The following is a 22,008-nucleotide window of genomic DNA, read 5'->3' on the forward strand; positions in this document are numbered from 1 at the left end:
GAAGCTATAAGCTTTGAGGGTTTTTTATTTTGCACCCATTTTATTTTAGATATAAAAAAATAAGAGTTTGGGTGCGAAATGGGTGCAGACTCAATAAATATTTTTAAGATATTCTTCTAACTTATCGAAGGCTTCACGTTTGGTCTTATCTGTAAAGTGGGTGTAAATATTGCGAGTAGTGGCTTCATCTTTATGGCCAAGGCGTTCCTGGATATCTCTCATAGATACCCCGGACTCATGCATGATAGTGGCGTGAGTGTGTCTCAATTTATGAGCAGATAAACGATTTCCTTTGCCTAACACTTTTTCAGAACAATGCATCATTGTGTTATAGATGGTTGATCGTGGAATAGGCGTGCCAAACTCATTCACAAAGATAAATTTATACTTATTGTGATAGACGTCTGCATTCACTATTTTATTTGCGTTATGAATCTGCAATAGTTTGAAGAGTTCATTTGACTGATTTTTAGTGATATAGATGCTGCGTTCATTGCCCGTCTTCGTCGGACCTAACTCATCTTTCTTCTGATCATATGATTTAGTGACATGTATCAGCTGATTTGCGCGGTCAATATCTTCAAAGGTCAAAGCACATGCTTCACCGATTCGCATCCCGGTTTCAAGTATCAGTTTAAGCAGAAAATACTGCATCACATCACGCTTGCGTACAAGGTCCAGGAACGGCTTAATTTTGTCTGTCGGCATATACTGTAATTTTTCTTTCTTCTTAATCTTACGTATGTCATATTCAATAAATTCAGCTGGATTAAAGATAATCAATCCATCGCGTCTTGCTTTCTCACAGGCACGATGCACGAGGCCGTTCACTTTTTTGATAGTGGATAAAGAAAATTCGTTCGTAATCAAATCGTTTATCATTTCTTGGTGAAGAGTAGGTGTCACGTCTTTTAGAAATTTATCTGTATAAAATTTATCCAGATGACTTTTAGCATACATATCTGCATCAAGTGTATTCGATGCGACCTTACCCTTACGATAAATTTCAATGTACTGATCAATATAAGCCATGAATAAAATATTATTATCTCGTTTTACAGTCTGCTTAATATCTGCCTCAGCCTTTTTAGCTGCAGCACTTGCTTCTGGCTTCGTTCTGAATCCTGATTTAGAGTAGATGCGACGTTTACCCTGATCGTCCTTATAGGTGATTCTAAACCGCCACTTGTCCCCGCGCTTTTCAAATTGAGCCATAATTATCATCCTTCCCTAAAAAATGGTGTAAAAAAAGAAGGGTATGCAAATACCCTTGCTTATTATTTTAAATTGTCTACTGCGTATTGAGCCTCTTCTTCTGTAAAGGCGTCGAATGGTGATGTTAATTGAGTTTTAATTGCATCAACTGACATGTTTTGTGTTTCAGAATACTGTTTAGCTTTTTCTAAAGCATTCTTTTTGTAATCAGCTTTCAGGTTGTCTACTGCCCACTTAGCGTCGTTCGCATTGAATTTATCAGCTTGAGATGTAAGTTGGTTGTAGATTCCTTTTTTACTCATAAACATTATATCTGAATAAGTTTTAGCTTTATTCAGTGCTTTTTCAGCTTCGCCATTAGGCGCTTTCACTTCTTTTGTTGATTCTTTAGCAGTGTCAGCAGTAGTCTTTGATGCTTCCTCTACTTTCTTTCCTGCATCTTTAGCAGCATCTTCAGCTTGGCCACACGCAGCAAGCAATAATGATGACGCGATCAGTGTACCTGTTAACATTTTGTAGTTCATTTCTTCTCATTCCTCTTTTCAAGTTTTTATTTTATATAAAAGGCGAGTGCCTTGAATATCAGTATTGTTTAAACATACCAATCACGCGACCGATGAATGTTACGCTGTCATCTTTAGTGTAAATCTGTGGTAAGTGAGTTTCATTCGTGCTCATAGGCATTAAGATGATTTTGTCATCATCAAAACGCACTTTCTTAACAGTCGCATCATAACCATTGATTTGGACAACTGCAATATTTCCGTTCTCAACAGCTGCATTTCTATCCACAAGTACTTCCGAGCCTTCTGGGAACTCTTTGTTCATCGAATCGCCCGTTACCTCTAAATAGAACAACTCTTTACCTAACTTATTAATATGTGAAGGAACGAAAGAATAACGTAAAATCTGTTGTTCAGAATAGAGTGGTTTACCTGCTGCGATTTTGCCGAGGACAGGGACTTGATCAGTTTCGTTTGTGTCTAAAGGAATCCCATTGGAACTTAAATCTTTTTCCATCATGTCGTCAATGTTCACATTAAATAACTTAGAAATTTCATTGAGAGTTTTAAGTTTAGGCGTATATTTTCCTTTTTCCCACTCACTTACAGTTGAAGCACTTTTTCTACCAAGGTGAATTGCTAAATCTAATTGCTCCATGCTGTTCTTTTCTCTCAAGTATTTTAAGTTTTTACCAAACATTTAACTCGCTCCTTTTGTTTTCCTTTCCTATATAGTATCACAAATTCCGAAATATAGAAATACTTTTCTCGAAATAAATTTCGGAAAAAATGAATTAAAACAGTTGACTTCGGAAAAACCGATGTGTTAAGATGAAATCAACTTAAACGAAAGGGGTGATGAAATGGATGAAAACATCATTCTAACGCTTGAACAATGGCGTGGTTTGAGGGGTTTAACCAAAGAAGAATTAGCACGGAAATCAGGCGTGACTTCACGTTCTATACTTGACTATGAAAAAGACGTTAGGAACATGGAAAATGCTAACTATAAAACGATTAAAAAGTTAGCAGATGCACTTGAGATTAAAGTAGCTAATATTTTTTTGGATAGCACTTCGGAAAAACCGAAAATAATATTAGGAGGATAGTATGAACGAATTACTACTAAGTAATGATTTACCACAGATTGAATTCGAGATTAACCATTATCAGAAGCAAGCTGGCGAATCAATATTTGAAATCGGAAGACGACTAAAACATGTGAAAGAAAATGACTTAGTCCATGGTGAGTTTGGTAAGTGGTTAGCAAAAGTGAACATGAATGACTCGCAAGCAAGAAAGTTTATAAAAATATCTGATGAATTTTCAAATCGTTCGACATCGAACAGCTTAGGTGTAGAAGCACTTTATCAAATAGCAACACTCCCCGAACCTGAACGCACTAAAGAACATATCACTACAAAAGGTGAAATTAAAACACCTGATGAAATGACTGTTAGAGAGCTTCGTGAACTTAAGAAACAATTGAAGGAAAGAGATGAACAAACTCAACAACTTCAAACACGACTAGAACAGTCTCAGCGATCAGAACAAATTGCACTCAATCGGCTAGAAGAAGTAGAGGATAGAGAACCGCAAGTGATTGAGAAAGTGAAAGAAGTCGTGCCAGCACATTTGAAAGCTCAACTTTCTGATAAAGAGACTGAACTCATTTCTAATCGCCAACGTATTGTCGAACTTGAAAAAGAGTTGGGGAAACTCAAAATCAAAAAAGAAAATGTTGATGAAGATGAAATACTTGGCTCACGAAGGTTTCAAGCTGAGAGTCATGTGCTGGATTTAAAGGAGAATATTGATTCATTTTTATCTGAAAATGCAGTCAATGCCTTTAAAGAAGGAGCAATAGCAACTTCAAGTCAACGGACCAAAGACTTATTACAGCAAGGTGTTGAGGAACTAGAAAACTTCTGCCGAGCGATGAGAACATCACTTAAAAATCAAATCACAATCAATTAGGAGGATTTAAAATGTTTGGATTAATGAAGAGAGAAACAATGCAAGAAATCGGAATGACAGAACAACAAGTAAGTAGATTTATGGAATATATTCAACCAGCTTTAATTGAAGGTGTCAAAGTAGCGATGGAAGATAATAGAAAAGCAACGCATCAGATTATCAGAACTCAAAAAGATACTAACGAGCGTATATCTGCTATTGACGCAAAAATCGAAGGTGAGTATGTCAGTCCGCAAGATATTACAGCGATTGATTTTGCAATCGAAAACAGAGCAAGCGAATTTTTAGACAAACAAGGATTACAACTCACAATCGAAAACATCCTAGACCTGCCAAACATGGATATCCGCGAACAAGTAGTTAGACGTAAAAAAATTGAACGCCAGCGTAAAAATGACTTAGGTAGACTTAAATCTAAAATTCTTGTGGAAGTCAGAAAATACTTAGGCATGAAAGGTAACGCGCCAAAAAACCACATCAAACGCAAAGACGTAGATAGAGCAATCCAGTTCATCAAAGATTTACGTTACAGCGAAATTGCGTAAAGGAGGATAACAATGAACATCACAATCGATGATTCTTTCATCGAAGAAAAAGTAAAGGACCAAGTCGATGAGGTTCTCAATAACTTCAAATTACAATTCGCAACTGTGGATATTGTGCAGCTGTCAGAGATTACTTCTTTATCAAGATCAACACTGCTAGCCAAGTTTACTTGCGAGCCGGAAATTGTAGAGGTTACGCGTCGCGTTGGAACGAGAGTGTTGTATCTCTATCCTGAAGTGCTTGACGCGTACAAAACAGTACTAGAAAGGGTGAGTTTATGATTAAAAAAGCTTTCAAGAAGACACTCCCTTATGCGATAGCAATCATCGTTGCAGTACTCACATTCGCATTGTATGACAGACCTATCCACGATTACACGTTTGCTGCAATTTTCATGATAGCTGGGAGTATAGGAATATTAATTAGAGGAGGACTTGAATCATGAAATCTTATACAGAAGCAGAATTAACTGAAATCCTGAAACTACATCGCATGTGGTTATCAGATGAAGAAAACGGAAAACGCGCTGACCTGAGACGCGCTGACCTGAGAGGCGCTAACCTAAGATACGCTAACCTAAGATACGCTGACCTGAGACGCGCTGACCTGAGAGGCGCTAACCTAAGATACGCTAACCTAAGATACGCTAACCTGAAATACGCTAACCTGGGTGACGCTAACCTGGGTGACGCTAACCTGAGTGACGCTAACCTGAGTGACGCTAACCTGAGTCAATCAAATTTATTACATGTTTACGGCGTTGAAACATTTTCAGTTGACAATATCGGTACTTACAGAGGACGCGCAACATTCATTCCTAAATTTAATAAGGTATTTGCAGGATGCTGGACGGGAACACTCGAAGCGTTTAAAGAAAAAGGTCTCGAAATGAATGAAGGCGACAAAAAGCAGACTAAACTCATTGAACATGCTTATGAATATTTCAAAGTGTGTGCTGAAGGGGTTGAGGTTGATGAATAACATCCCCGACAACCTAGAAATGGCTGAGCGATGGTTACACGAAACTGAAATGAATCAAGAAAAGAAGGAATCATTTATGACAATGAAAGGCATACCGTTCTTCTCGATGCAGGAATACGAGTTACTGGAAGAGTCAAGAGGCGTACCTGATCGCGTGGAATGGGAGCAGGACAGTGACGCAGGCGTAGCATATTACTGGGAGGAAGTATGACAGCATCATTGCAGTTTTATGCAAATAAAAAAACACACACCAAAAGGCGCGTGCCGTACGTTAATTAGACACTAACAGTATAGCACTTATCCCGACGGTAGGATAGGAGAAATTATGGATAAAGCACTTGAAACATCAAAACAAGTATTCACATACAAAAGTTTAGGATTCACGAAGTATGTTGAACGTTACAGCAATCACGTCGCTTTGAAGATTGTATCAAACAAAGATTCTGAAGTTGTCTTCGAAAAAAACTACATGGACAAGTACCAAGCAGCCTTTTATACAGACGTTGACATCTTTGAAGCCTTGGACCATTACTGCAAGTTACACCTCGAAGAAATCGACCAAGTTTATTACATGCTCAAAGATTGGACGATTTCGCCATGAGCCACACAGAAAAGAAAATCGAACGTCAGATTATTGCATATCTCGAATCATTAGATGCCTGGGTTTTTAAGGTTCACGGCGGCAGTCAGTTTCAACGCGCAGGTGTACCGGACATCATCGCATGTGTCAACGGACGATTTGTCGCAGTAGAAGTCAAGCGTCCTAAAGGTGGTATTGTGTCACCACTGCAGCACGAAAATATTGACTGGATCAACAGAACAGGAGGTGTCGCACTTGTCGCAACAAGCATCGATGAGGTTGAATTTGACCTTAAACGCTATGGTGTCATCTAAGTTAATACTCAAACCTACTCAAGCAGAAGTCACGAAAGAAGCTGGTAAGAACGTACTCTACGCACTCGGAACATCAAGTGGTAAGACGCTAATATCTATTCATCATTACATCAAGCATAACGAAGGCGAGCCATTACTTATTGTGGCACCACCTGTGAAAATCTTAGAGGGTGGCTGGAATAGAGAAATCGCATTTGTTGAACAAACTTATAACATCAAAATTGACTACACTACTTTAAGTTATGGCAAGTTACGTCAGAAGGATGTATGGCGAGACTACAAAGGTTACTACGTCATCTTTGATGAATGTCAGGCCATCAAAAATCCGACATCTAACCAGGGTAAGATGGCCCGCAAGCTGATAGATGTGAGCACGGGGTGGTGTATGTTGTCCGCCACGCCAATGAGTAATGGCTGGGGCGACAGTATCAACTACTTCATCATCAACGGCTTCATAAAAAATAAAACACAATTCGAACGAGAGTTTGCCGTCAAAGAAATAAAAAGACGTGCTGATGGTGGACAATATCCAGTTATCAAAGACTACATCCAACAGGACAAGGTAAAGAAGTGGTTTAACTCATTCACGGTGGAACGGCCAACAGACTACTTTCACGATCTGCCGGAAATTCAGTTTGAAGAAGTCCTGCTGCCCTCAAGTCCGACTTATAAGAAAATTAAGAAAGACAGGGTGTTAAAACTGGATGATGAAACAATCCTTTTCGACACACAACCTAAATTACAGGCTGGTCTCAGATACTGGACCAACCCAAAAGCAAAATTAGAATGGCTTGAAATGCTGCTGGATGGTACGGACGAAAATGTATTGATTTTCTACCACTTTAACCGTGAGCGTGACGACATCAGAAATCTCGCTGAGAAGTTAGGCAAGCAAGTGTTTGAAGTGAGTGGTCAAGAGAAGTCGATGCCATCACATGATACATGGGATGACTTACGGGACAGCGTGACTATCGTACAGTATCAAGCTGGAGGGTCAGGCATCGAACTGCAGTACAACTCACTGTGTGTTATCTACACACCAACTTACAGTTACCAGGACTATATACAGGCCCTCGGACGAGCGCAGCGTGTCGGCATGAAGAAACGACTGACCGTGTACCAACTGAAAACAAAAGGGACGGTTGAAATGGAAGTCTACAAGGCACTTGAAGAGAAGAAAGACTTTACGGATCAGCTGTTCAATAACTATATGGAGGGTGAAACATGAAAGGTGAATTTACACACAAAACAGAGCCTGCCATCAATTACTACTACTCGCTGAAAAATGTCCAGCCTGCACTTTATGTGGCAGCTCATAACGATTTCAAGACGACATACAGTACATCAAGAGGTGACGCCAAGTTATTTAAAGGCTGGGGTCCTGGAGATAATCAACCATTACTTGAAACGCACGATATCTGGCAACATACAGAGACAACTGAATATACACATAAACTGCTTGATGTGTCGGAACTATCAAAAACGGAGGGAAAATAAATGGCACTTAAAAAGGCGAAACGCCAGAAGATAAAAATACCTGTTCTGCTCACTGGACCATCTGGTAGTGGCAAAACACTATCAGCACTCATGATGGCAAAAGGTATCGTTGAAAAAATGTATCCGGATATGAGCGAAGTCGATCAGTGGGAAAAAATCGCCATCATCGACTCGGAACATGAACGGTCACTACTATACGCAGATAACACGATTGCAGATACGAAGATTGGCGAATTTCTTCACTACGATTTAAAAGCACCTTTCAGCGTAGAACGTTATGAACAAGCATTTAAAGAATGTAAAGAGGCTGGCGTAGAAGTCATCATCACTGACAGTATCAGTCATGCCTGGAGTGGTTTAGGCGGCATACTTGATGCACAGCAAGAAGCCGGCGGACGTTTTCAAGACTGGCGAAAAGTAAAACCACTAGAAGAAAACTTCCTCAAAATGCTAGTTGAAAGTGGTGTCCATACAATCTCAACAGCTCGGACCAAACAAGACTACGCAATGCAACCGAACGAACTCGGAAAAGTGGAAGTGGTCAAATTAGGTCTTAAAGTCGAGCAGAAAGATAGTCTGGAATATGAATTTGCAGTAGTGCTAAGACTTGATATGAACAATGTGGCCACAGCTTCAAAAGACAACAGTAACCTGTTCAAAGAACCGTTTCGCATCACAAAAGAGACTGGCCATGAACTTTATGACTGGGCAGAAGCCGGCATCGACAAGGCCGAGCAAGAGGAGAAAGAACGGCAGTCGCTACTCGATGATCTAAGAGAACTTATCCACGGAGATGAAGCAAGACAGTCGTACCTCAAAGAGCTGGAAACTAAAGCCGATAAATCTTACGAAGAGTTTCCTAAGAATTTACTAGAGAAAGCTATCAAGCTAGTTAAAGAATACACTGCACCTGTTACACCGCAAGAAACAGACGCATTCAACAACTAAAATCATGTCACTCAGTACACGGACCTATAAAAAACTAACTAGCACTTTAAGTGCAAATAACTAATAAGGATGGTAACTAACTATGTTTAAATTTGATGCTAATAATACAGGATTTGACACAATCGAGCCGGGCGAATACGAAGTGTACATGAACAACTATACACTCGGAACAGCTAAATCATCAGGTAACGAAATGATTACAGTCAATTACACAATCCGACCAGATGTTGATCAGCCATGTAAGAATCAAGAAATCAGATATGACAACTTTGTTGTAACAGAAGCAGCAGCATGGAGATTTAATTCTTACGCAAAAGCGATCGGCACACCAGATGGTCATGACTTCGGAGACGCTAAAGGGTGGGTTAAAGCGATGCTCGGTAAACCTATCCGTGTTAAAACATCGCTCAACGATAAAGACTACGCACAAGTAGATGCAATCAAGCCAAGTCAATTCCCTAATTTCACAACACCGCCAGTTATCAAGAAAGGCGGGCAAGGACAACAAGGACAACAGACAAGCAGTAACCCTTTTAACAACGCAACAGGACCTATCGAAATCAGTGATGACGACATGCCGTTCTAAATTTATCAAGCCTAGTCTAACCACTAGGCTTTCTCTTTAAATCTTGCATCACAAGGAAGTGAAGTGACACATGAATGATAGAACTCGATCACGATGGCAGCATCGCCATCACGATATTTGAAAATGAGTACAAGACCACACCAATTCAGAACGTCGAAACATCCATCAGTAGACTTTACACCATATTATCTAATCCTAAAATCGGACCTAAAAAGTCTAATAGCTGCTTCGTAGGCGGTCAGGTTTATCCAACGCGGAATAATAAGAACACATTAAATAGAACGATCCTGACGTTCGACTTTGATGATATACCGGGTGATATCCAACTTTTTGACCACATCACCGAACGTTTCATGTTTGGATTTGCTATCTATAGTACCCATAACCATAGCGCTGAATGTAATCGCTATAGATTGGTCATCCCACTCGATAAGTCATACGAACTGACACCAAATGAATACCGGGCAGTGATTCAAAAGATAGCTTTTGATGTGCTGGAGACACCTTTCATTGATCCGGCTTCAGAAGTGTTGTCACAAGTCATGTTTCTGCCGACATGCGACGACCCTGCAACTTATGAGTTTTACTACATCGATGAAGAGTTACTCAGTTTGGGTAACATCTTAGAACAGATTGAGACCATCGCAGAAGCTGCAGACACACAGAAGTATGACAGCGACTACTGGCGAGAAGTACTGAAAGGTAAGTCAGAGGGTGGACGCAATCAATCAGCGGCACAACTTTCCGGTCACTTGCTTAGACGCTATATCGATCCGTATGTTGCCTATGACATTGTATGTATGTGGAATGAACGGAACGACCCCCCACTCCCGCAGAAAGAACTAGACACCACATTTAACAGCATATTAAGAACAGAGATGCAGAGACGGGCAGGTGACAAAATCATCATGTCACAAGAACCGAAATTACATCAGAAATAGCAACTGAGCAACAAAATACCCCTTACAACTTAACGAAAGGAGGGCTAATTTGGCACTTGATACACAACTCATGGACCAACTCGCAGAGAACAACGAAAAAGATGAATCCCAACACATCACAGACCTGAGAATTGCACGGAACTACAAGCAGTTTTACCAGGAGAATAAGAATGGCAGTAAATCTTTTCTTCATGAAAAGTTCGCGAAAGCATTAGTTCAGCATTACCACATCATCACACTAGATGAACAGCTGCATATTTACAACGATGGCGTCTACAAACCATCTGAAATGGATATTAGACGAGCTTGCATCACTGAACTACCCGCACTCAAACAGGCACAGATCAGAGAAGTGCTTGAATATGCACGACTCATCGCACCCGAAAAAGAACATGCCTCGCCGTACCTGGTGCCACTTTTAAATGGTGTGTATGACTTACAGTCCAAAGAACTGCTCGACTTTACACCGGAGATTATTGCAACTTCAAAAATCAACGCAAAGTACGACCCTGACGCCAGTGCGTCGACAAGTGCTGAAATTGTCAACCATGCACTGCTTACAATTGCGAACGAGGACTTAGAAGTACTGCAGCTGTTTTTAGAAATGGTCGGTTACGTACTCTTCAAGAAAAATTTCCTGGATAAGGCTTTTCTCTTAGTCGGTAACGGTGGTAACGGTAAATCCACCTTCATGAACATGTTAAGTTCGTTTGTCGGCGAAGAGAACGTTTCGGCAGTCAGTCTGTCCGGTTTATCTGAGCGTTTTAACGTTGCCGAACTGCACCACAAGTTACTCAACGCAGGGGACGACATTCCGCTACAAACCATTAAGGATGCATCGAACTTCAAAAAACTCGCTACAGGTGAACGCATCACTGCTGAACGAAAAGGACAGGATCCGTTTACATTCAGAAATTACAGCAAACTCATATTTTCGGCTAACGATGTCCCGCGATGGTTCGAGAACAACAACGGTATCTTTGACCGGATTGTCATTGTGCCTTTAAACGCACAGTTACGTAACAGCAAGAAGAGAGATCCGTTCTTAGAGTCGAAAATTACAACAGAGGAGGCAAGGTCACACCTGCTCAACTTAGGATTACGCGAGTTATCTAAGTTATTAAAAGAAAGACGCTTCACGATTCCTGTAGTATCAACACAGCGTATGGAGGAATTTAAGACGGATAACAATCCGATACTATCATTCCTGGCAGAGTACGAAGTTCATGATCAACCTATCAGTGAAGTTTATACCAAGTATCAGAAGTGGTGTGAAATCGAAGGGTTTAAGTTTCCTTTACCTCGCAGCACATTTACAAAATCTGTACTCGCAGTCGGTTATGAAAAATCAAAACGTCGACTAGATAACTATCATAACCCACAGTGGTGCTTCACTAAATTCATGACAAAAGATGAACTTTAGCTTTCAGCTAAGATAATAAATTTTAGTTTGTTCCAAAGTGTTCCAAAGTGTTCCAAAAATAAAATGAGTTTTGGCAACAAAAAAACCTGATTTATCAAAGGCTTGAGGCATACCGTTCCATATGTTCCATATTTTTTATATCTATAAATAAATAGATATAAATATATAAATATATAAAAGACAGTGAGTTTGGAACGGCACAATTGGAACAGAAGTGCTCAAAACGTTGATACGACTGGGTTTGAGGTGTTCCAAAGTGAAAATATTTTTGGAACAAAAATTGGAACACTGGAACAGCTAGAAAGGAGTTTCTGATGGCAACTAAACCTATTTATATGATTTGCAGAGGTTACGAAGTAATTGCAGAAGGTACATCGACAGAGGTTGCCCGGATGATAGGGAAGTCACCTAGTTATATCAGATACCTGGCATCAGATTTGCATCACAAACGAATAAACAGCGAAAATGCACTCTTTGCATATAGAATCGAGGAGGATGAAATGGCACGCAGCAGAACACCGTTAGTTAAACCCTTAGCACCCAGTACACGCGACTGGTCGAAACAAAACAAGCATGTGGAAAAGATAGAACGACCGCAGCAAGTATGGCCAGAGCCGAACAAGAAAGCGACAGACGCGTATCTGGAAATGATGTTTGGAGGGTGGAGGTGATGGAACTATACAGAGACCATTTTCAAAACTACAAACGTTACAACGTCCCTAAAGCACAATTAATCATTGCAGACATACCATATAACATTGGCGTGAATGCATATGGCAGTAATCCTAACTGGTATAACGGCGGAGATATTAAAAACGGCGAAAGCAAACTCGCAAAGTCGCAGTTTTTTGACACAGACAACGATTTCAGAGTACCGGAGTTTATGCACTTTGCAAGTACCATGTTAAAAAAAGAACCTAAAGGAAAGCAGCAAGCAGGCTGTATGATTGTGTTCTGTGCATTTGACCAACAATTTATGTTAATCGAACAGGCTAAGAAGTATGGATTTAATAACTATATTAATTTGGTGTTCAGAAAGAATTACAGTCCGCAGGTACTTAAAGCGAATATGAAGATTGTAGGCAACTGTGAATATGCTGTGTTGTTCTATCGCGAAAAGTTACCAAAGTTCAATAATAACGGTCGCATGATTATGAACTGCATGGACTATGAACGGGATAATGTGACACCTAAAATACACCCAACTCAGAAAAGCATTCATGTGATTCAGAAACTTATCGACATCTTTACAGACCCCGGCGACGTTGTGATTGATCCGACAGCTGGAAGTGGCGTCACATTGCTCGCTGCTGAGAATTTAGGGCGTAAGGGTTACGGGTTCGAGATTAAAAAAGAATTCGTGGACAAGTTCCATGACACACTGACACAGAATTACCAAAACACTATCTTTAGTTATACGCAGCAAGAACTGATAAATAATCGTCCGCCTTATGTTCCTATAATCGAGGAAGTGCAACCATGACCAACCTATACGAAGACACTATCTACGGCGGCTTTTACACCATCACAGGCCACCGCAGGCACTACATCGTCCTCGCAGGCACAGACGAGCGGGGACAGGTGGTGCAGGCTGTGGTACCGAAGGACGTATTTTATCAGACATTTAAGAGAGTGGGGGAGAAAGTATGAAAATGAAATTTAGAGTTTTTGATAATCGAAATCAGAAGATTTTAGATAGACCAGTAATTGAAATTTATCACGATGGAATTGATATATTAACCAAACATCGCGAAGTAGTTGACGATTATGTCCTCATGCAATCCACAGGACTCACTGATAAGAACGGTGTAGAGATTTACGATGGAGATATCGTTATAGAGAGATTTTTGAATCAATATGGCGAGCATGAAATAAAGCGAGTTGTTAAATGGCAGGAAAAGAAACTTGGATGGAACTTATTCAATCCGATTGCTACATCTACTGGCATGAATTATGAAGTCATCGGCAACGTACACGAGCATCCGCACTTACTGGAGGGGGAGAACTCATGAGACAAGCAGACCACACAGCAGACATCAACAACATCTTGCCTTTAGTTAAGCGGACACTCCGCCAGCAGAATGAGAAGGGTTTAGCTAAGTATGGTACAGCACTCAAGGATAATGATCTAACCGTCCTTGAGCTGCTCTATCACTCACTGGAGGAGCAGATAGATAACCTGCAGTACACGATCATTGCGATACAGCAGGAGGAGCGTAAGCAGCAGGTACAGCAGTCTGTGGATGAATATCTCACTGACTTGCTGGCAACAGGCGACGATGCAGAGCATGCGATTGCGTTTAAGATATTACAGCGAATGAAAGGACTGGTGGAGTAGATGATTAAGTTATCTAAATTAATTAAACGCATTGAACTCCCTGGAATTATCAGACGGTATAAGAGTATGGATTCGGTCAATCGTGTTGGACATGGTCATATAGACGGTAAACCCGTTTTTGTACTGATGGTTGGTTACAAGCGGGATGACTACGATAAACTAGTTGACCCTAGAAAAGATGCGAAAGAAACTATCATCTATGAATTTGATGATGTTCATAAAATCGACAACTGGATTGAAGTCTTGAACGGAATTAAAGACGAAATGGAGGGCGAGTAGATGATACAAGAAGGTGCAGAAGTAAGATTTGGAGGCGATAAAATCGGCAGAGTTGTCGCTGTAGGCAGTGACGCTATAACAGTAGAATACGGCTATGATGGTATAGATCATATTGAACATGGAGATTATAGCGTTATACACGATTCTTATGCGATGTATCTCAATGAAGAACACCGTGCTGATGAAGCTGAGAAACGCGCTGACGCTGCGGAGGCGAATTGGGAGAAGTTGAAAGAGTATGTTGACTTTAAGATTACTGAATCTGATAAAGACTATCAGGCGACTCATGATGCAATCGCTGATGGAGCTTGCGATGCTTATGAAGATGTATATCGCATGATTAAAAATCTCGAACGAGGTGAAGAGTAGATGGAAAATCCGAAAGACATATATTACTTGGCGAAATGGAACAGAGTTGAAAATCATATTTATAGAGTGCTTCTAATCGACTGGTTAAACGAGTTAGTAGATTTAGAGTATGGAAATATTGAAGTGCCTTTTAACGAAGTTGAAATATACACTGTTACAAGAAAAGAATGGCAGAAAAGAAAGTATTGTGTTGCACCTGACGATTATCCGCAGTTTGAAATGGTGATGCAGCGCAAAGAAGAAGAACGAGGTAAAGAGTAGATGATCGATAAATGCAACAATAAAACAATGACAGTTTACTTAGATGAAAACGATATTGAAGCATTACTCAATAACGGACATATAGTTATAACTCAAGGCGAAACTGAAATAAAAATATCTAAGTCACTAGTAGCAAGAGCGATATTACCAGCGCTACATAGACCGATTAAAGCGGTCAATACTGATACTAATGTAGTGATGAATAAACGGTATTTCAATGCAATTCAGAATAGTACTATGAGTCATTTTCGCGGAGGTGCTAGATGACCTACAAATTCAGCGTGTGGCAGGTAATGGTGGAGATCAACGGACATCACATTGAGCCAGTAAGTGAGCTACTCACAACAAAAGAAGTGGCACGTGTCGAACTCAAAAACCTAAGAGAGCAATTCGCAGGACATGACCTATTTATTAAAGAACATAAAGTGGAGGGGTAATATGAAAACTCGCAGACACAGAGCAATCATGTGGGCGTACACAGGTCATAAACATAAACATCGTGTTACTTACAATATGTTTGAAGTTGAAGCAAGATTTAATTCTGTCAAGGCGTTCAGATTAGGTATGTCCAAAGCATTTAAAACATTAAGTAAGGAAGCTAACAGAATCTTTGAAGCTATAAAACAATGGAGGGACAAATAAATGCAATCGATCAACATCAAACTACTATCAGAGAACGCTACAGCGCCCACGAGAGCGCACGAACACGATGCGGGGTTGGATTTATATGCCAGTGAAGATACGGACTGTTATATCTTCGCTAAAACTAAAATCCCAACAGGTATAGCCGTAGAGATACCACTAGGATATGAGGGACAGATTAGACCACGATCTGGCATGACACTTAAAACACCTATCAACGTGTTTCTAGGAACAATCGATAGTGGATATACTGGGGAACTTGGTGTAATCGCACAGATGGTTGAAGAACATTATCTTGATGAAACAAGCGGGAACACAGGATACACGATTAAAAAAGGTGATAAGATTGCACAACTGGTCATCAGTCCCATCGTCACACCAGCAGTAAACATCGTGGAGGAATTCGAAAGTGAAACAGCAAGAGGAGACAGAGGTTTTGGAAGTACAGGCTATTAACCACACGGGCGGCAGTGACCGCCCTGATATGTACGAACGCGTCAAGGAGCTGCTCGGCAGATGAGCAAAGTAAAGGAGAGGGAGGATAAATAAAAAAGAGCCTTCTCAGGCCCGTAACATAATTATCCACAAACTAATTATAACATGAGGAGGCTCTACATGAAGGATTTACTCATACAATATTTACAGTCGGCTGATGACATGAAGAGACGTATAGATGCTTACAAGACAGAGCATGCTGATGTGATTGAGGCGTATAAGAAACAGGGTAAGGGAAGCCTGGGCGACAGGCAGCAGGCAGCGTGTCCTGTTATGCAGGAACTCACGACGCTGAACGGTATGTACAACGAACTGCTGTTTGTGATTGAGTGGCTTCGGTCGGGACACAATCCGAATGTGAACAATGCGATTGAGAGGCGGCAGGTGTACCTGGTTGATCAGCAGGTGCTGGAAGTGGCGATAGAGGATAATCAATACGTCAAAGTATCTGATGATGAGTACACGGACTATATATCCAACGCAGACAGTCCTATCAGCCACGCACTGCGACGATTATCGCCAAGAGAACTGGAAGTATTCATCATGATGAAATGCGAGGGAATGAGCGCTGGAGACGTTGCACAGCTACTTCATGTGAGAGTGACATCTGTTGAGTCGTACCTGGAACGAGCGAAGAAGAAAATTGATGATGAAATTTATAGTAATCTGTTTCTAGCAATGTAAATTGTTGCGGTGGATTTTATACATCTATGTACACGTAGAAAAGACATTCTTAATTGAGTGTCTTTTTATTGTGTACAAATTTAAAGTGTGATTAACATAGAGGGCGTGATTGAATGAGAGAAAAATGAACTTAACTGATAAGCAAGAGAAATTCGTTCTCGGATTGATTGAGGGAAAGAGCCAACGTAAAGCCTATATCGATGCCGGGTATTCAACGAACGGCAAGAGCGAAAAATATCTAGATGATAAAGCCTACCAGTTATCAAAAAAGGTAGGGATTATGGCTAGGTATGAAGAACTTAAAGCAGAAGTCGCAGAACAGTCGAAATGGACACGCCTCTAGGCTTTCGAGGAGTATGAATGGCTTAAGAACATCGCCAAGAACGAAATAGAGAAGAATGGCATACGTAAGCCGACAGCTGATGCATTTATCAGCAGCCTAGAAGGTATGAACAAGATGGCATTTACAAATGATGAACTTGCTAACAAGAAGATTGAAAAAGAGATTGAACTGTTAAGCAAGAAGATTGATCAGATGAATAGCAGTGGTGAATCAACAACCGAGAACAATCTCGCTGATGCACTGATTAAGATGGCAGGTGGTACGCATGACATTTGATAATATCCTCACACCTAAACAGCAGGAAGTGTTTAACTGTTTCATTCATGAGCAGCCTGTCATTACCGTGGCAAGTGGTGCAAAGCGTGCAGGTAAGACTTATGTGCTGATACTGACATTCCTGACACATATCGCACGGTATAAGGATAAAGGTTTAAACTTCATCATTGGAGGCGCAACACAGGCAGCAATTAGACGTAACGTTCTAGATGATATGGAGCTGATACTCGGCAAAGAATTGAAGCTGGATAAGTCAAACGCCGTCCGGATATTTGGTAATAAGGTCTATGTATTTGATGGTGCGAACGCTGATGCCTGGAAGAAAGTTCGGGGTTTCACCGCAGCTGGAGCGTTTCTGAATGAGGCGACTGCACTTCATGACAAGTTTATCAAGGAAGTCATCTCGCGTTGCAGTGTGTCACATGCGAAGGTCATTATGGACACTAACCCAGAGAATCCGATGCACACCGTCAAAGTGGACTATATTGATAAATCCGGACAACGATTAAGTAATGGCAAGCTGAATATTAAAGCATTTCAGTTCACGTTATTTGATAACACATTTCTCAATTCTGAATACGTTGAGTCGATAGTGGCCAGTACACCATCAGGCATGTTCACTGATCGTGACATTTACGGTAAGTGGGTAGCTGCTGAAGGTGTCGTGTATGAGGACTTTGATAAAGAGGTTCACATTATTTCTAAAGACGAACTCGAGACCATACGGATAGTCGAATACTTTGCTGGTGTTGACTGGGGCTTCAAGCACTATGGATCTATTCCGGTTATTGCAAGAAGTGATGAGGATAAGTTTTACCTGATAGAAGAAAACGCACATCAAGGCAGATTCATCGAGGACTGGATAGAAATAGCTAAAAACGTTATGAAACGTTATGGCCGTATCAATTTTTATTGTGATACCGCACGTCCGGAATACATTGAGGACTTTAGACGTGCAGGCATCAGAGCCATAGAAGCTGACAAGTCAATATTAAGTGGTGTTGAAGAAGTGGCCAAGTTGATAAAGCTGAGGCGCTTCTTTTTTGCTGAAGGCTGCATGCGATTTGAAGAAGAGATTTATAACTATGTGTGGGACGGTAACACAGGAAAGCCGTTGAAAGTATTTGATGACGTGTTGGACGGTATCAGATATGCAGTCTACACACATCTGCAAGGCAGCAGCATGGCAATATTAAAGTAAAGGAGGCTGAACATGAGCGATGTAAGACTATATTACGAAGAAGTGTTTGAAACAATGAAGCAGGAACAGGAAACAATCAGCGACATGATTAAGCGACTGATTGCAGAGCATCAGCCGGTTGTAACAGCGCAGACGATTGGCGAGAAGTATTATGATGATCAGCCGGACATTCTACTACGCAAACCACCAGAAGACGCACAAGGCAAAACGGATGATAAGAAACCACATAATCTATTAGTGGCTAACTTCCACCCGAATCAGGTAGACCAAAAGGTAGGATACTTACTAGCCGAGCCGATTAACTTTAAGGCAGAGGATGCTATCCTCGACAAAATTGGCGAGCGATTCGATGACAGCTTTGACGACCTTATCATCGATGTACTCACTGCAGCATCTAATAAAGGCATTGAGTGGATGCACGTCTACTACGATACAGACGGAAACTTAAAGTTTAAGCAGATTCCGGCGGAGCAAGTTGTGCCTGTCTATGACGAGTACGGACAGTTGACGATGCTGATTAGGCATTATGTATTAAATCAAGTCAGCAGAGCAGAGATATGGACAGCAGAGCATGTCTATTACTATATGCTAAGTGACGGCGAGTACGTGGCTGACTTCCACTGGGGCGAGGCTGTCAAGACACATTATAATGGCGACAGCTGGGGACGTATTCCGTTCGTGCCATTCCGCAACAATAGTAAAGAGAAGGGCGACCTGTGGAAGTATAAGTCATTGATTGATGCGTTTAACAATCGGTTGTCGGACATCCAGAATACGTTCGACGAATCAACAGATTTAATCTTTGCCCTTAAAGGTTATAACGGCCAAGATTTAGGCGAATTTGTCCGTAATCTGAGACATTACAAGGCAATCAATCTATTTAAAGATGGAGAGATCGATACCATCACTGTCAAGATCCCGATTGAAGAGACAGAACGCTATCTTAAGATGCTGCGTGAGATGATTATTGACTTCGGTCGAGGCGTTGATTTTCAGAGTGACAAGTTCGGAAACAGTCCATCGGGCGTGGCACTTAAGATACTTTACAGTGGCTTAGATATCAAGGCAAAGCAGCTGGAGCGTAAGACGAGGGTAGCCATCAAGGAGCTGCTATGGTTTGTATTTGACGATGCAGGTATTCAAGCAGACCCGAAAGATGTCGAAATGACATTCAAGTATAACCGCCTCAAGAACGACATGGAAGATGCACAGATTGTGGTCATGTCTAAAGGCATTATCAGTGACGACACGCTCATCGGTAATCATCCGTTTGTAGATGACCCGCAAGGCGAACGTGAGCGCTTAAACGAGCAGGAGATTGCGTTTAACAATAGCTTGCCTGCGATTGAGGTAGGTGCTTCTGATGAATCAAGAACAGATTAGACAGAACATCGAGAAACTCATAGCAGAAGCTGAATCGAACATTGATAAAGTGTGGTCAGAACGTCTCGAGCAAATCATCAGTGAGTTGAATTTACTCTATGAGAAAGCGACAGATGAGAACGGTCATGTCGGATGGACAGAGTTTAACAAGTACAATCGGTTAAATAAGGAACTCGATCTAATTGCTAAACAGATGACGGGCGATTACTCACTTATCGCAAGTATTATCACGAAGATGCAGCAAAACATCTACTTACAGTCATTTATGCAGCATATGTTTTTGTTTGAGTACACTACACAAAAAATCATGATGCAGGCTTACCCGAACTTAGAACAAATCAACAAAGCACTAGAGCAGCCGATTGAGTTTATCAAGTTGATTCCCACGCTCGCCAAACAGCGTATGCAGGTGTTAAATCGCATCCGTGTAGACATCGCGCAGTCAATCATGGCAGGCGAGGGCTTCAGTAAGATGGCAAAACGTTTAAGAGACAACTTAGGCATGACAAGTAAGCAGTCAAAGCGTGTCGCACGTACAGAGGGCGGTAGAGCGATGAGTCAGGCATCACTGGATAGTGCATCACAAGTTAAAGCTAACGGTATAAACATCAAAAAGCAATGGACTTCCACGCTCGATAGCCGTACACGATCATCACATCGTAAGCTCGACGGTAATGCAGTGGACATCGACCATGAGTTTAAGATTAACGGCTGCGTCGGTCCAGGGCCAAAGTTATTAGTCGGTGCGAACTCGGCGAAAGAGAATATTAACTGCAGGTGTGTGCTGATTTACCTGGTGGATGGCCAAGTGCCTGAAGTCAGACGGGCAAAGAATGCGGATGATGAGTCGATAGTGATACCATTTATGACTTATGAGAAATACGAGAAGTGGGTTAAAGGAGGACGAGTAGCTTAATGGCGAAGATAGTTAAATTTTTTTCAGAGCAGGATAACACTAAACAGCAACTCATTGAACATATTGAGGACTTACTTGAATGGGCAAAGAACGACGAGTTTGACAATGTGATGATCGCCACTAAATTAAAGTCCGGAGAAGTGATGACAGGCTACTGTAATCTTGATGTGGGAGATAAACAATATCTTAACTCACACATACAAGTGGATATTAACTTTGAAACAGTAAGAGCGAATGTAGATGAACTAATTGAGTGGGTAGAATAAAGAACCTCTCTTGATAGAGAGGTCAAAGCAATTACTGGTCACTGAAATCTCTGTAAGATATGAACTGAATTTTACTTTTATCAATACGGTAAATTTTATTACCGTAAGAAACATTCAGTGCAATATCACTTTCAGAAATGAATTTATCGAATTTTACACCTTCATTTACAAGACTGATAAAGCCTTGCTTCCCCTTCGATAAAGCTTCTGAAATAAAGTCTCTATATTCCATATATTCACCACCTTTAATTGTATTAATGCAATTATATCTATTTTTGCCGACAGTCGCGATGATTGACGGTTATTTTTATACAGTTTTTTACTTCAAAACAAGGAGATGATCACTGTATCTCGCCTGGATGAGCGTTAGCATCCACTTGACTGGCGGGTCGTTAAATACGTGCCGGGTGGTACTTAATCCACCGTAATAAAAAAAGTAAAGGAGCAACACAAATGAACAGAGAATTTTTAAGAGGTTTAGGTGTCACTGAGGATATCATCCCGCAGATCATCAATCAGCATCATGATGCTTTACGTCCTTTGAAAGAAAAAGCTGATAAGGCAGATGAGTATAAGCAGCAGGCTGAGAGTGCAGCGGAAGAATTGAAAAATCGTGACGAACAAATCACATCATTGCAGGCAAAGGCAGGCAGTAACGAAGAACTCAACGCTGAACTTGAGAAGTACAAACAAATCAATGCACAGCGTGACAAGGAAATGCGAGAATTACAACTCGATAACCTCTTAAAGGTTGAAGCGATGAAGCAAGGCGCTATCGATGCTGACGACTTTCTAAAAGTAATCGACAAAAGTGCGATTACTGCAAAAGAAGATGGCACATTCGAAGGTATTGCTGAATTAGTTTCGTCCACAAAAGAAGTTAAGCCACACTTTTTCGCAACAGAACAACGACGCGCAGGCAATCCGCCGGTTAAGGGCGCACCGGCTGAAGTGATGACGAAGCAGCAGATTATGGCAATCCAAGATACCGCTCAACGTCAAAAAGCAATCCGGGAAAATTCCCACTTATTCCATAACTAAAAA

36 protein-coding genes are annotated in these 22,008 nt (G+C 41.0%); 32 read left to right on the plus strand and 4 right to left on the minus strand.

The window, feature by feature from the left end; all coding sequences use genetic code 11:
• Positions 1-90: 90 nt before the first annotated feature.
• The 3 genes from MGG13_RS05490 to MGG13_RS05500 form a co-directional block, all read right to left on the minus strand.
• Positions 91-1,215 (minus strand): tyrosine-type recombinase/integrase, encoded by a 1,125-nt coding sequence (locus tag MGG13_RS05490; RefSeq protein WP_239034219.1) that lies wholly within the window; start codon positions 1,213-1,215, stop codon positions 91-93.
• A 62-nt stretch (positions 1,216-1,277) separates the two neighbouring features.
• Positions 1,278-1,739: an Ltp family lipoprotein gene (locus MGG13_RS05495; RefSeq protein WP_239034220.1), complete on the minus strand. Its 462-nt coding sequence runs from the start codon at positions 1,737-1,739 to the stop codon at positions 1,278-1,280.
• Positions 1,740-1,797: 58 nt separating this feature from the next.
• A complete protein-coding gene (locus MGG13_RS05500) occupies positions 1,798-2,418 on the minus strand; it encodes a LexA family protein (RefSeq protein ID WP_239034221.1) in 621 nt (206 codons plus the stop codon).
• 163 nt (positions 2,419-2,581) lie between these two features.
• On the opposite strand from MGG13_RS05500, the gene MGG13_RS05505 reads away from it, so the two are divergent.
• From MGG13_RS05505 to MGG13_RS05655, 31 genes are all read left to right on the plus strand, one after another.
• Positions 2,582-2,827: a helix-turn-helix transcriptional regulator gene (locus MGG13_RS05505; protein ID WP_239034222.1), complete on the plus strand. Its 246-nt coding sequence runs from the start codon at positions 2,582-2,584 to the stop codon at positions 2,825-2,827.
• A gap of 1 nt (position 2,828) precedes the next feature.
• Positions 2,829-3,695: a DUF3102 domain-containing protein gene (locus MGG13_RS05510; RefSeq protein ID WP_239034223.1), complete on the plus strand. Its 867-nt coding sequence runs from the start codon at positions 2,829-2,831 to the stop codon at positions 3,693-3,695.
• Between the two features lie 11 nt (positions 3,696-3,706).
• Entirely contained in the window at positions 3,707-4,240 is a 534-nt protein-coding gene (locus MGG13_RS05515) for a hypothetical protein (protein ID WP_239034224.1), read from the plus strand.
• Positions 4,241-4,252: 12 nt separating this feature from the next.
• Entirely contained in the window at positions 4,253-4,522 is a 270-nt protein-coding gene (locus tag MGG13_RS05520) for a hypothetical protein (RefSeq protein ID WP_239034225.1), read from the plus strand.
• Positions 4,523-4,682: 160 nt separating this feature from the next.
• Positions 4,683-5,222, plus strand: a complete 540-nt coding sequence (locus MGG13_RS05525) for a pentapeptide repeat-containing protein (RefSeq protein ID WP_239034226.1) — start codon at positions 4,683-4,685, stop codon at positions 5,220-5,222.
• On the plus strand, positions 5,215-5,433 hold the full coding sequence (locus MGG13_RS05530) for a hypothetical protein (protein ID WP_239034227.1): 219 nt from the start codon (positions 5,215-5,217) through the stop codon (positions 5,431-5,433). The genes MGG13_RS05525 and MGG13_RS05530 overlap by 8 nt, the downstream gene beginning before the upstream one ends.
• A 114-nt stretch (positions 5,434-5,547) precedes the next feature.
• Positions 5,548-5,823, plus strand: coding sequence for a hypothetical protein (locus tag MGG13_RS05535; protein WP_239034228.1), 276 nt, complete (start codon positions 5,548-5,550; stop codon positions 5,821-5,823).
• Positions 5,820-6,116, plus strand: a complete 297-nt coding sequence (locus MGG13_RS05540; protein ID WP_239034229.1) for a VRR-NUC domain-containing protein — start codon at positions 5,820-5,822, stop codon at positions 6,114-6,116. Before MGG13_RS05535 ends, MGG13_RS05540 begins: the two co-directional genes overlap by 4 nt.
• Positions 6,058-7,344, plus strand: a complete 1,287-nt coding sequence (locus tag MGG13_RS05545) for a helicase-related protein (RefSeq protein ID WP_239034230.1) — start codon at positions 6,058-6,060, stop codon at positions 7,342-7,344. The genes MGG13_RS05540 and MGG13_RS05545 overlap by 59 nt, the downstream gene beginning before the upstream one ends.
• Positions 7,341-7,613 (plus strand): hypothetical protein, encoded by a 273-nt coding sequence (locus MGG13_RS05550; RefSeq protein ID WP_239034231.1) that lies wholly within the window; start codon positions 7,341-7,343, stop codon positions 7,611-7,613. Before MGG13_RS05545 ends, MGG13_RS05550 begins: the two co-directional genes overlap by 4 nt.
• Positions 7,614-8,561 carry an AAA family ATPase gene (locus MGG13_RS05555; protein ID WP_239034232.1) on the plus strand — a complete coding sequence of 316 codons (948 nt, stop codon included), beginning with the start codon at positions 7,614-7,616 and terminating at the stop codon, positions 8,559-8,561.
• Between the two features lie 82 nt (positions 8,562-8,643).
• A complete protein-coding gene (locus MGG13_RS05560) occupies positions 8,644-9,147 on the plus strand; it encodes a DUF669 domain-containing protein (RefSeq protein WP_239034233.1) in 504 nt (167 codons plus the stop codon).
• A 74-nt stretch (positions 9,148-9,221) separates the two neighbouring features.
• Positions 9,222-10,088: a primase alpha helix C-terminal domain-containing protein gene (locus MGG13_RS05565; protein ID WP_239034234.1), complete on the plus strand. Its 867-nt coding sequence runs from the start codon at positions 9,222-9,224 to the stop codon at positions 10,086-10,088.
• Between the two features lie 49 nt (positions 10,089-10,137).
• Positions 10,138-11,511, plus strand: coding sequence for a DNA primase family protein (locus MGG13_RS05570; protein WP_239034235.1), 1,374 nt, complete (start codon positions 10,138-10,140; stop codon positions 11,509-11,511).
• Positions 11,512-12,011: 500 nt separating this feature from the next.
• A complete protein-coding gene (locus MGG13_RS05575) occupies positions 12,012-12,182 on the plus strand; it encodes a hypothetical protein (protein WP_239034236.1) in 171 nt (56 codons plus the stop codon).
• Positions 12,182-12,994 (plus strand): DNA-methyltransferase, encoded by an 813-nt coding sequence (locus tag MGG13_RS05580; protein WP_239034237.1) that lies wholly within the window; start codon positions 12,182-12,184, stop codon positions 12,992-12,994. Before MGG13_RS05575 ends, MGG13_RS05580 begins: the two co-directional genes overlap by 1 nt.
• A gap of 163 nt (positions 12,995-13,157) precedes the next feature.
• Positions 13,158-13,523: a YopX family protein gene (locus tag MGG13_RS05585; protein ID WP_239034238.1), complete on the plus strand. Its 366-nt coding sequence runs from the start codon at positions 13,158-13,160 to the stop codon at positions 13,521-13,523.
• The gene (locus tag MGG13_RS05590) at positions 13,520-13,849 is read left to right on the plus strand and encodes a hypothetical protein (RefSeq protein WP_239034239.1); all 330 of its coding nucleotides are present in this window, start codon (positions 13,520-13,522) and stop codon (positions 13,847-13,849) included. Before MGG13_RS05585 ends, MGG13_RS05590 begins: the two co-directional genes overlap by 4 nt.
• On the plus strand, positions 13,850-14,128 hold the full coding sequence (locus MGG13_RS05595) for a hypothetical protein (protein ID WP_239034240.1): 279 nt from the start codon (positions 13,850-13,852) through the stop codon (positions 14,126-14,128).
• Positions 14,129-14,497: a hypothetical protein gene (locus tag MGG13_RS05600; RefSeq protein WP_239034241.1), complete on the plus strand. Its 369-nt coding sequence runs from the start codon at positions 14,129-14,131 to the stop codon at positions 14,495-14,497.
• Positions 14,498-14,758: a hypothetical protein gene (locus tag MGG13_RS05605; RefSeq protein WP_239034242.1), complete on the plus strand. Its 261-nt coding sequence runs from the start codon at positions 14,498-14,500 to the stop codon at positions 14,756-14,758. It begins immediately after the preceding gene.
• Positions 14,759-15,025: a hypothetical protein gene (locus MGG13_RS05610; protein WP_239034243.1), complete on the plus strand. Its 267-nt coding sequence runs from the start codon at positions 14,759-14,761 to the stop codon at positions 15,023-15,025.
• Positions 15,022-15,195: a hypothetical protein gene (locus MGG13_RS05615; RefSeq protein ID WP_239034244.1), complete on the plus strand. Its 174-nt coding sequence runs from the start codon at positions 15,022-15,024 to the stop codon at positions 15,193-15,195. Before MGG13_RS05610 ends, MGG13_RS05615 begins: the two co-directional genes overlap by 4 nt.
• A 205-nt stretch (positions 15,196-15,400) precedes the next feature.
• The gene (gene dut, locus MGG13_RS05620) at positions 15,401-15,856 is read left to right on the plus strand and encodes a dUTP diphosphatase (protein ID WP_239034245.1); all 456 of its coding nucleotides are present in this window, start codon (positions 15,401-15,403) and stop codon (positions 15,854-15,856) included.
• A 159-nt stretch (positions 15,857-16,015) separates the two neighbouring features.
• Positions 16,016-16,579 (plus strand): sigma factor-like helix-turn-helix DNA-binding protein, encoded by a 564-nt coding sequence (locus MGG13_RS05625; RefSeq protein WP_239034246.1) that lies wholly within the window; start codon positions 16,016-16,018, stop codon positions 16,577-16,579.
• 109 nt (positions 16,580-16,688) lie between these two features.
• Positions 16,689-16,922, plus strand: a complete 234-nt coding sequence (locus MGG13_RS05630; RefSeq protein WP_239034247.1) for a terminase small subunit — start codon at positions 16,689-16,691, stop codon at positions 16,920-16,922.
• 114 nt (positions 16,923-17,036) lie between these two features.
• Positions 17,037-17,198 (plus strand): hypothetical protein, encoded by a 162-nt coding sequence (locus tag MGG13_RS05635; RefSeq protein ID WP_239034248.1) that lies wholly within the window; start codon positions 17,037-17,039, stop codon positions 17,196-17,198.
• Positions 17,188-18,399, plus strand: coding sequence for a PBSX family phage terminase large subunit (locus MGG13_RS05640; RefSeq protein ID WP_239034249.1), 1,212 nt, complete (start codon positions 17,188-17,190; stop codon positions 18,397-18,399). The genes MGG13_RS05635 and MGG13_RS05640 overlap by 11 nt, the downstream gene beginning before the upstream one ends.
• 12 nt (positions 18,400-18,411) lie before the next feature.
• On the plus strand, positions 18,412-19,782 hold the full coding sequence (locus MGG13_RS05645) for a phage portal protein (protein WP_239034250.1): 1,371 nt from the start codon (positions 18,412-18,414) through the stop codon (positions 19,780-19,782).
• Positions 19,763-20,698 (plus strand): phage minor head protein, encoded by a 936-nt coding sequence (locus MGG13_RS05650; protein ID WP_239034251.1) that lies wholly within the window; start codon positions 19,763-19,765, stop codon positions 20,696-20,698. The genes MGG13_RS05645 and MGG13_RS05650 overlap by 20 nt, the downstream gene beginning before the upstream one ends.
• Positions 20,698-20,964: a hypothetical protein gene (locus MGG13_RS05655; protein ID WP_239034252.1), complete on the plus strand. Its 267-nt coding sequence runs from the start codon at positions 20,698-20,700 to the stop codon at positions 20,962-20,964. Before MGG13_RS05650 ends, MGG13_RS05655 begins: the two co-directional genes overlap by 1 nt.
• A 31-nt stretch (positions 20,965-20,995) precedes the next feature.
• Here the strand turns inward: MGG13_RS05655 and MGG13_RS05660 are convergent, their stop codons facing one another.
• A complete protein-coding gene (locus tag MGG13_RS05660) occupies positions 20,996-21,196 on the minus strand; it encodes a hypothetical protein (RefSeq protein WP_239034253.1) in 201 nt (66 codons plus the stop codon).
• Positions 21,197-21,417: 221 nt separating this feature from the next.
• On the opposite strand from MGG13_RS05660, the gene MGG13_RS05665 reads away from it, so the two are divergent.
• Positions 21,418-22,005, plus strand: a complete 588-nt coding sequence (locus MGG13_RS05665) for a phage scaffolding protein (protein ID WP_239034254.1) — start codon at positions 21,418-21,420, stop codon at positions 22,003-22,005.
• Positions 22,006-22,008 lie beyond the last annotated feature (3 nt).

Source organism: Macrococcus brunensis (assembly GCF_022343725.1).
In the GTDB taxonomy this organism is placed as follows: domain Bacteria; phylum Bacillota; class Bacilli; order Staphylococcales; family Staphylococcaceae; genus Macrococcus; species Macrococcus brunensis.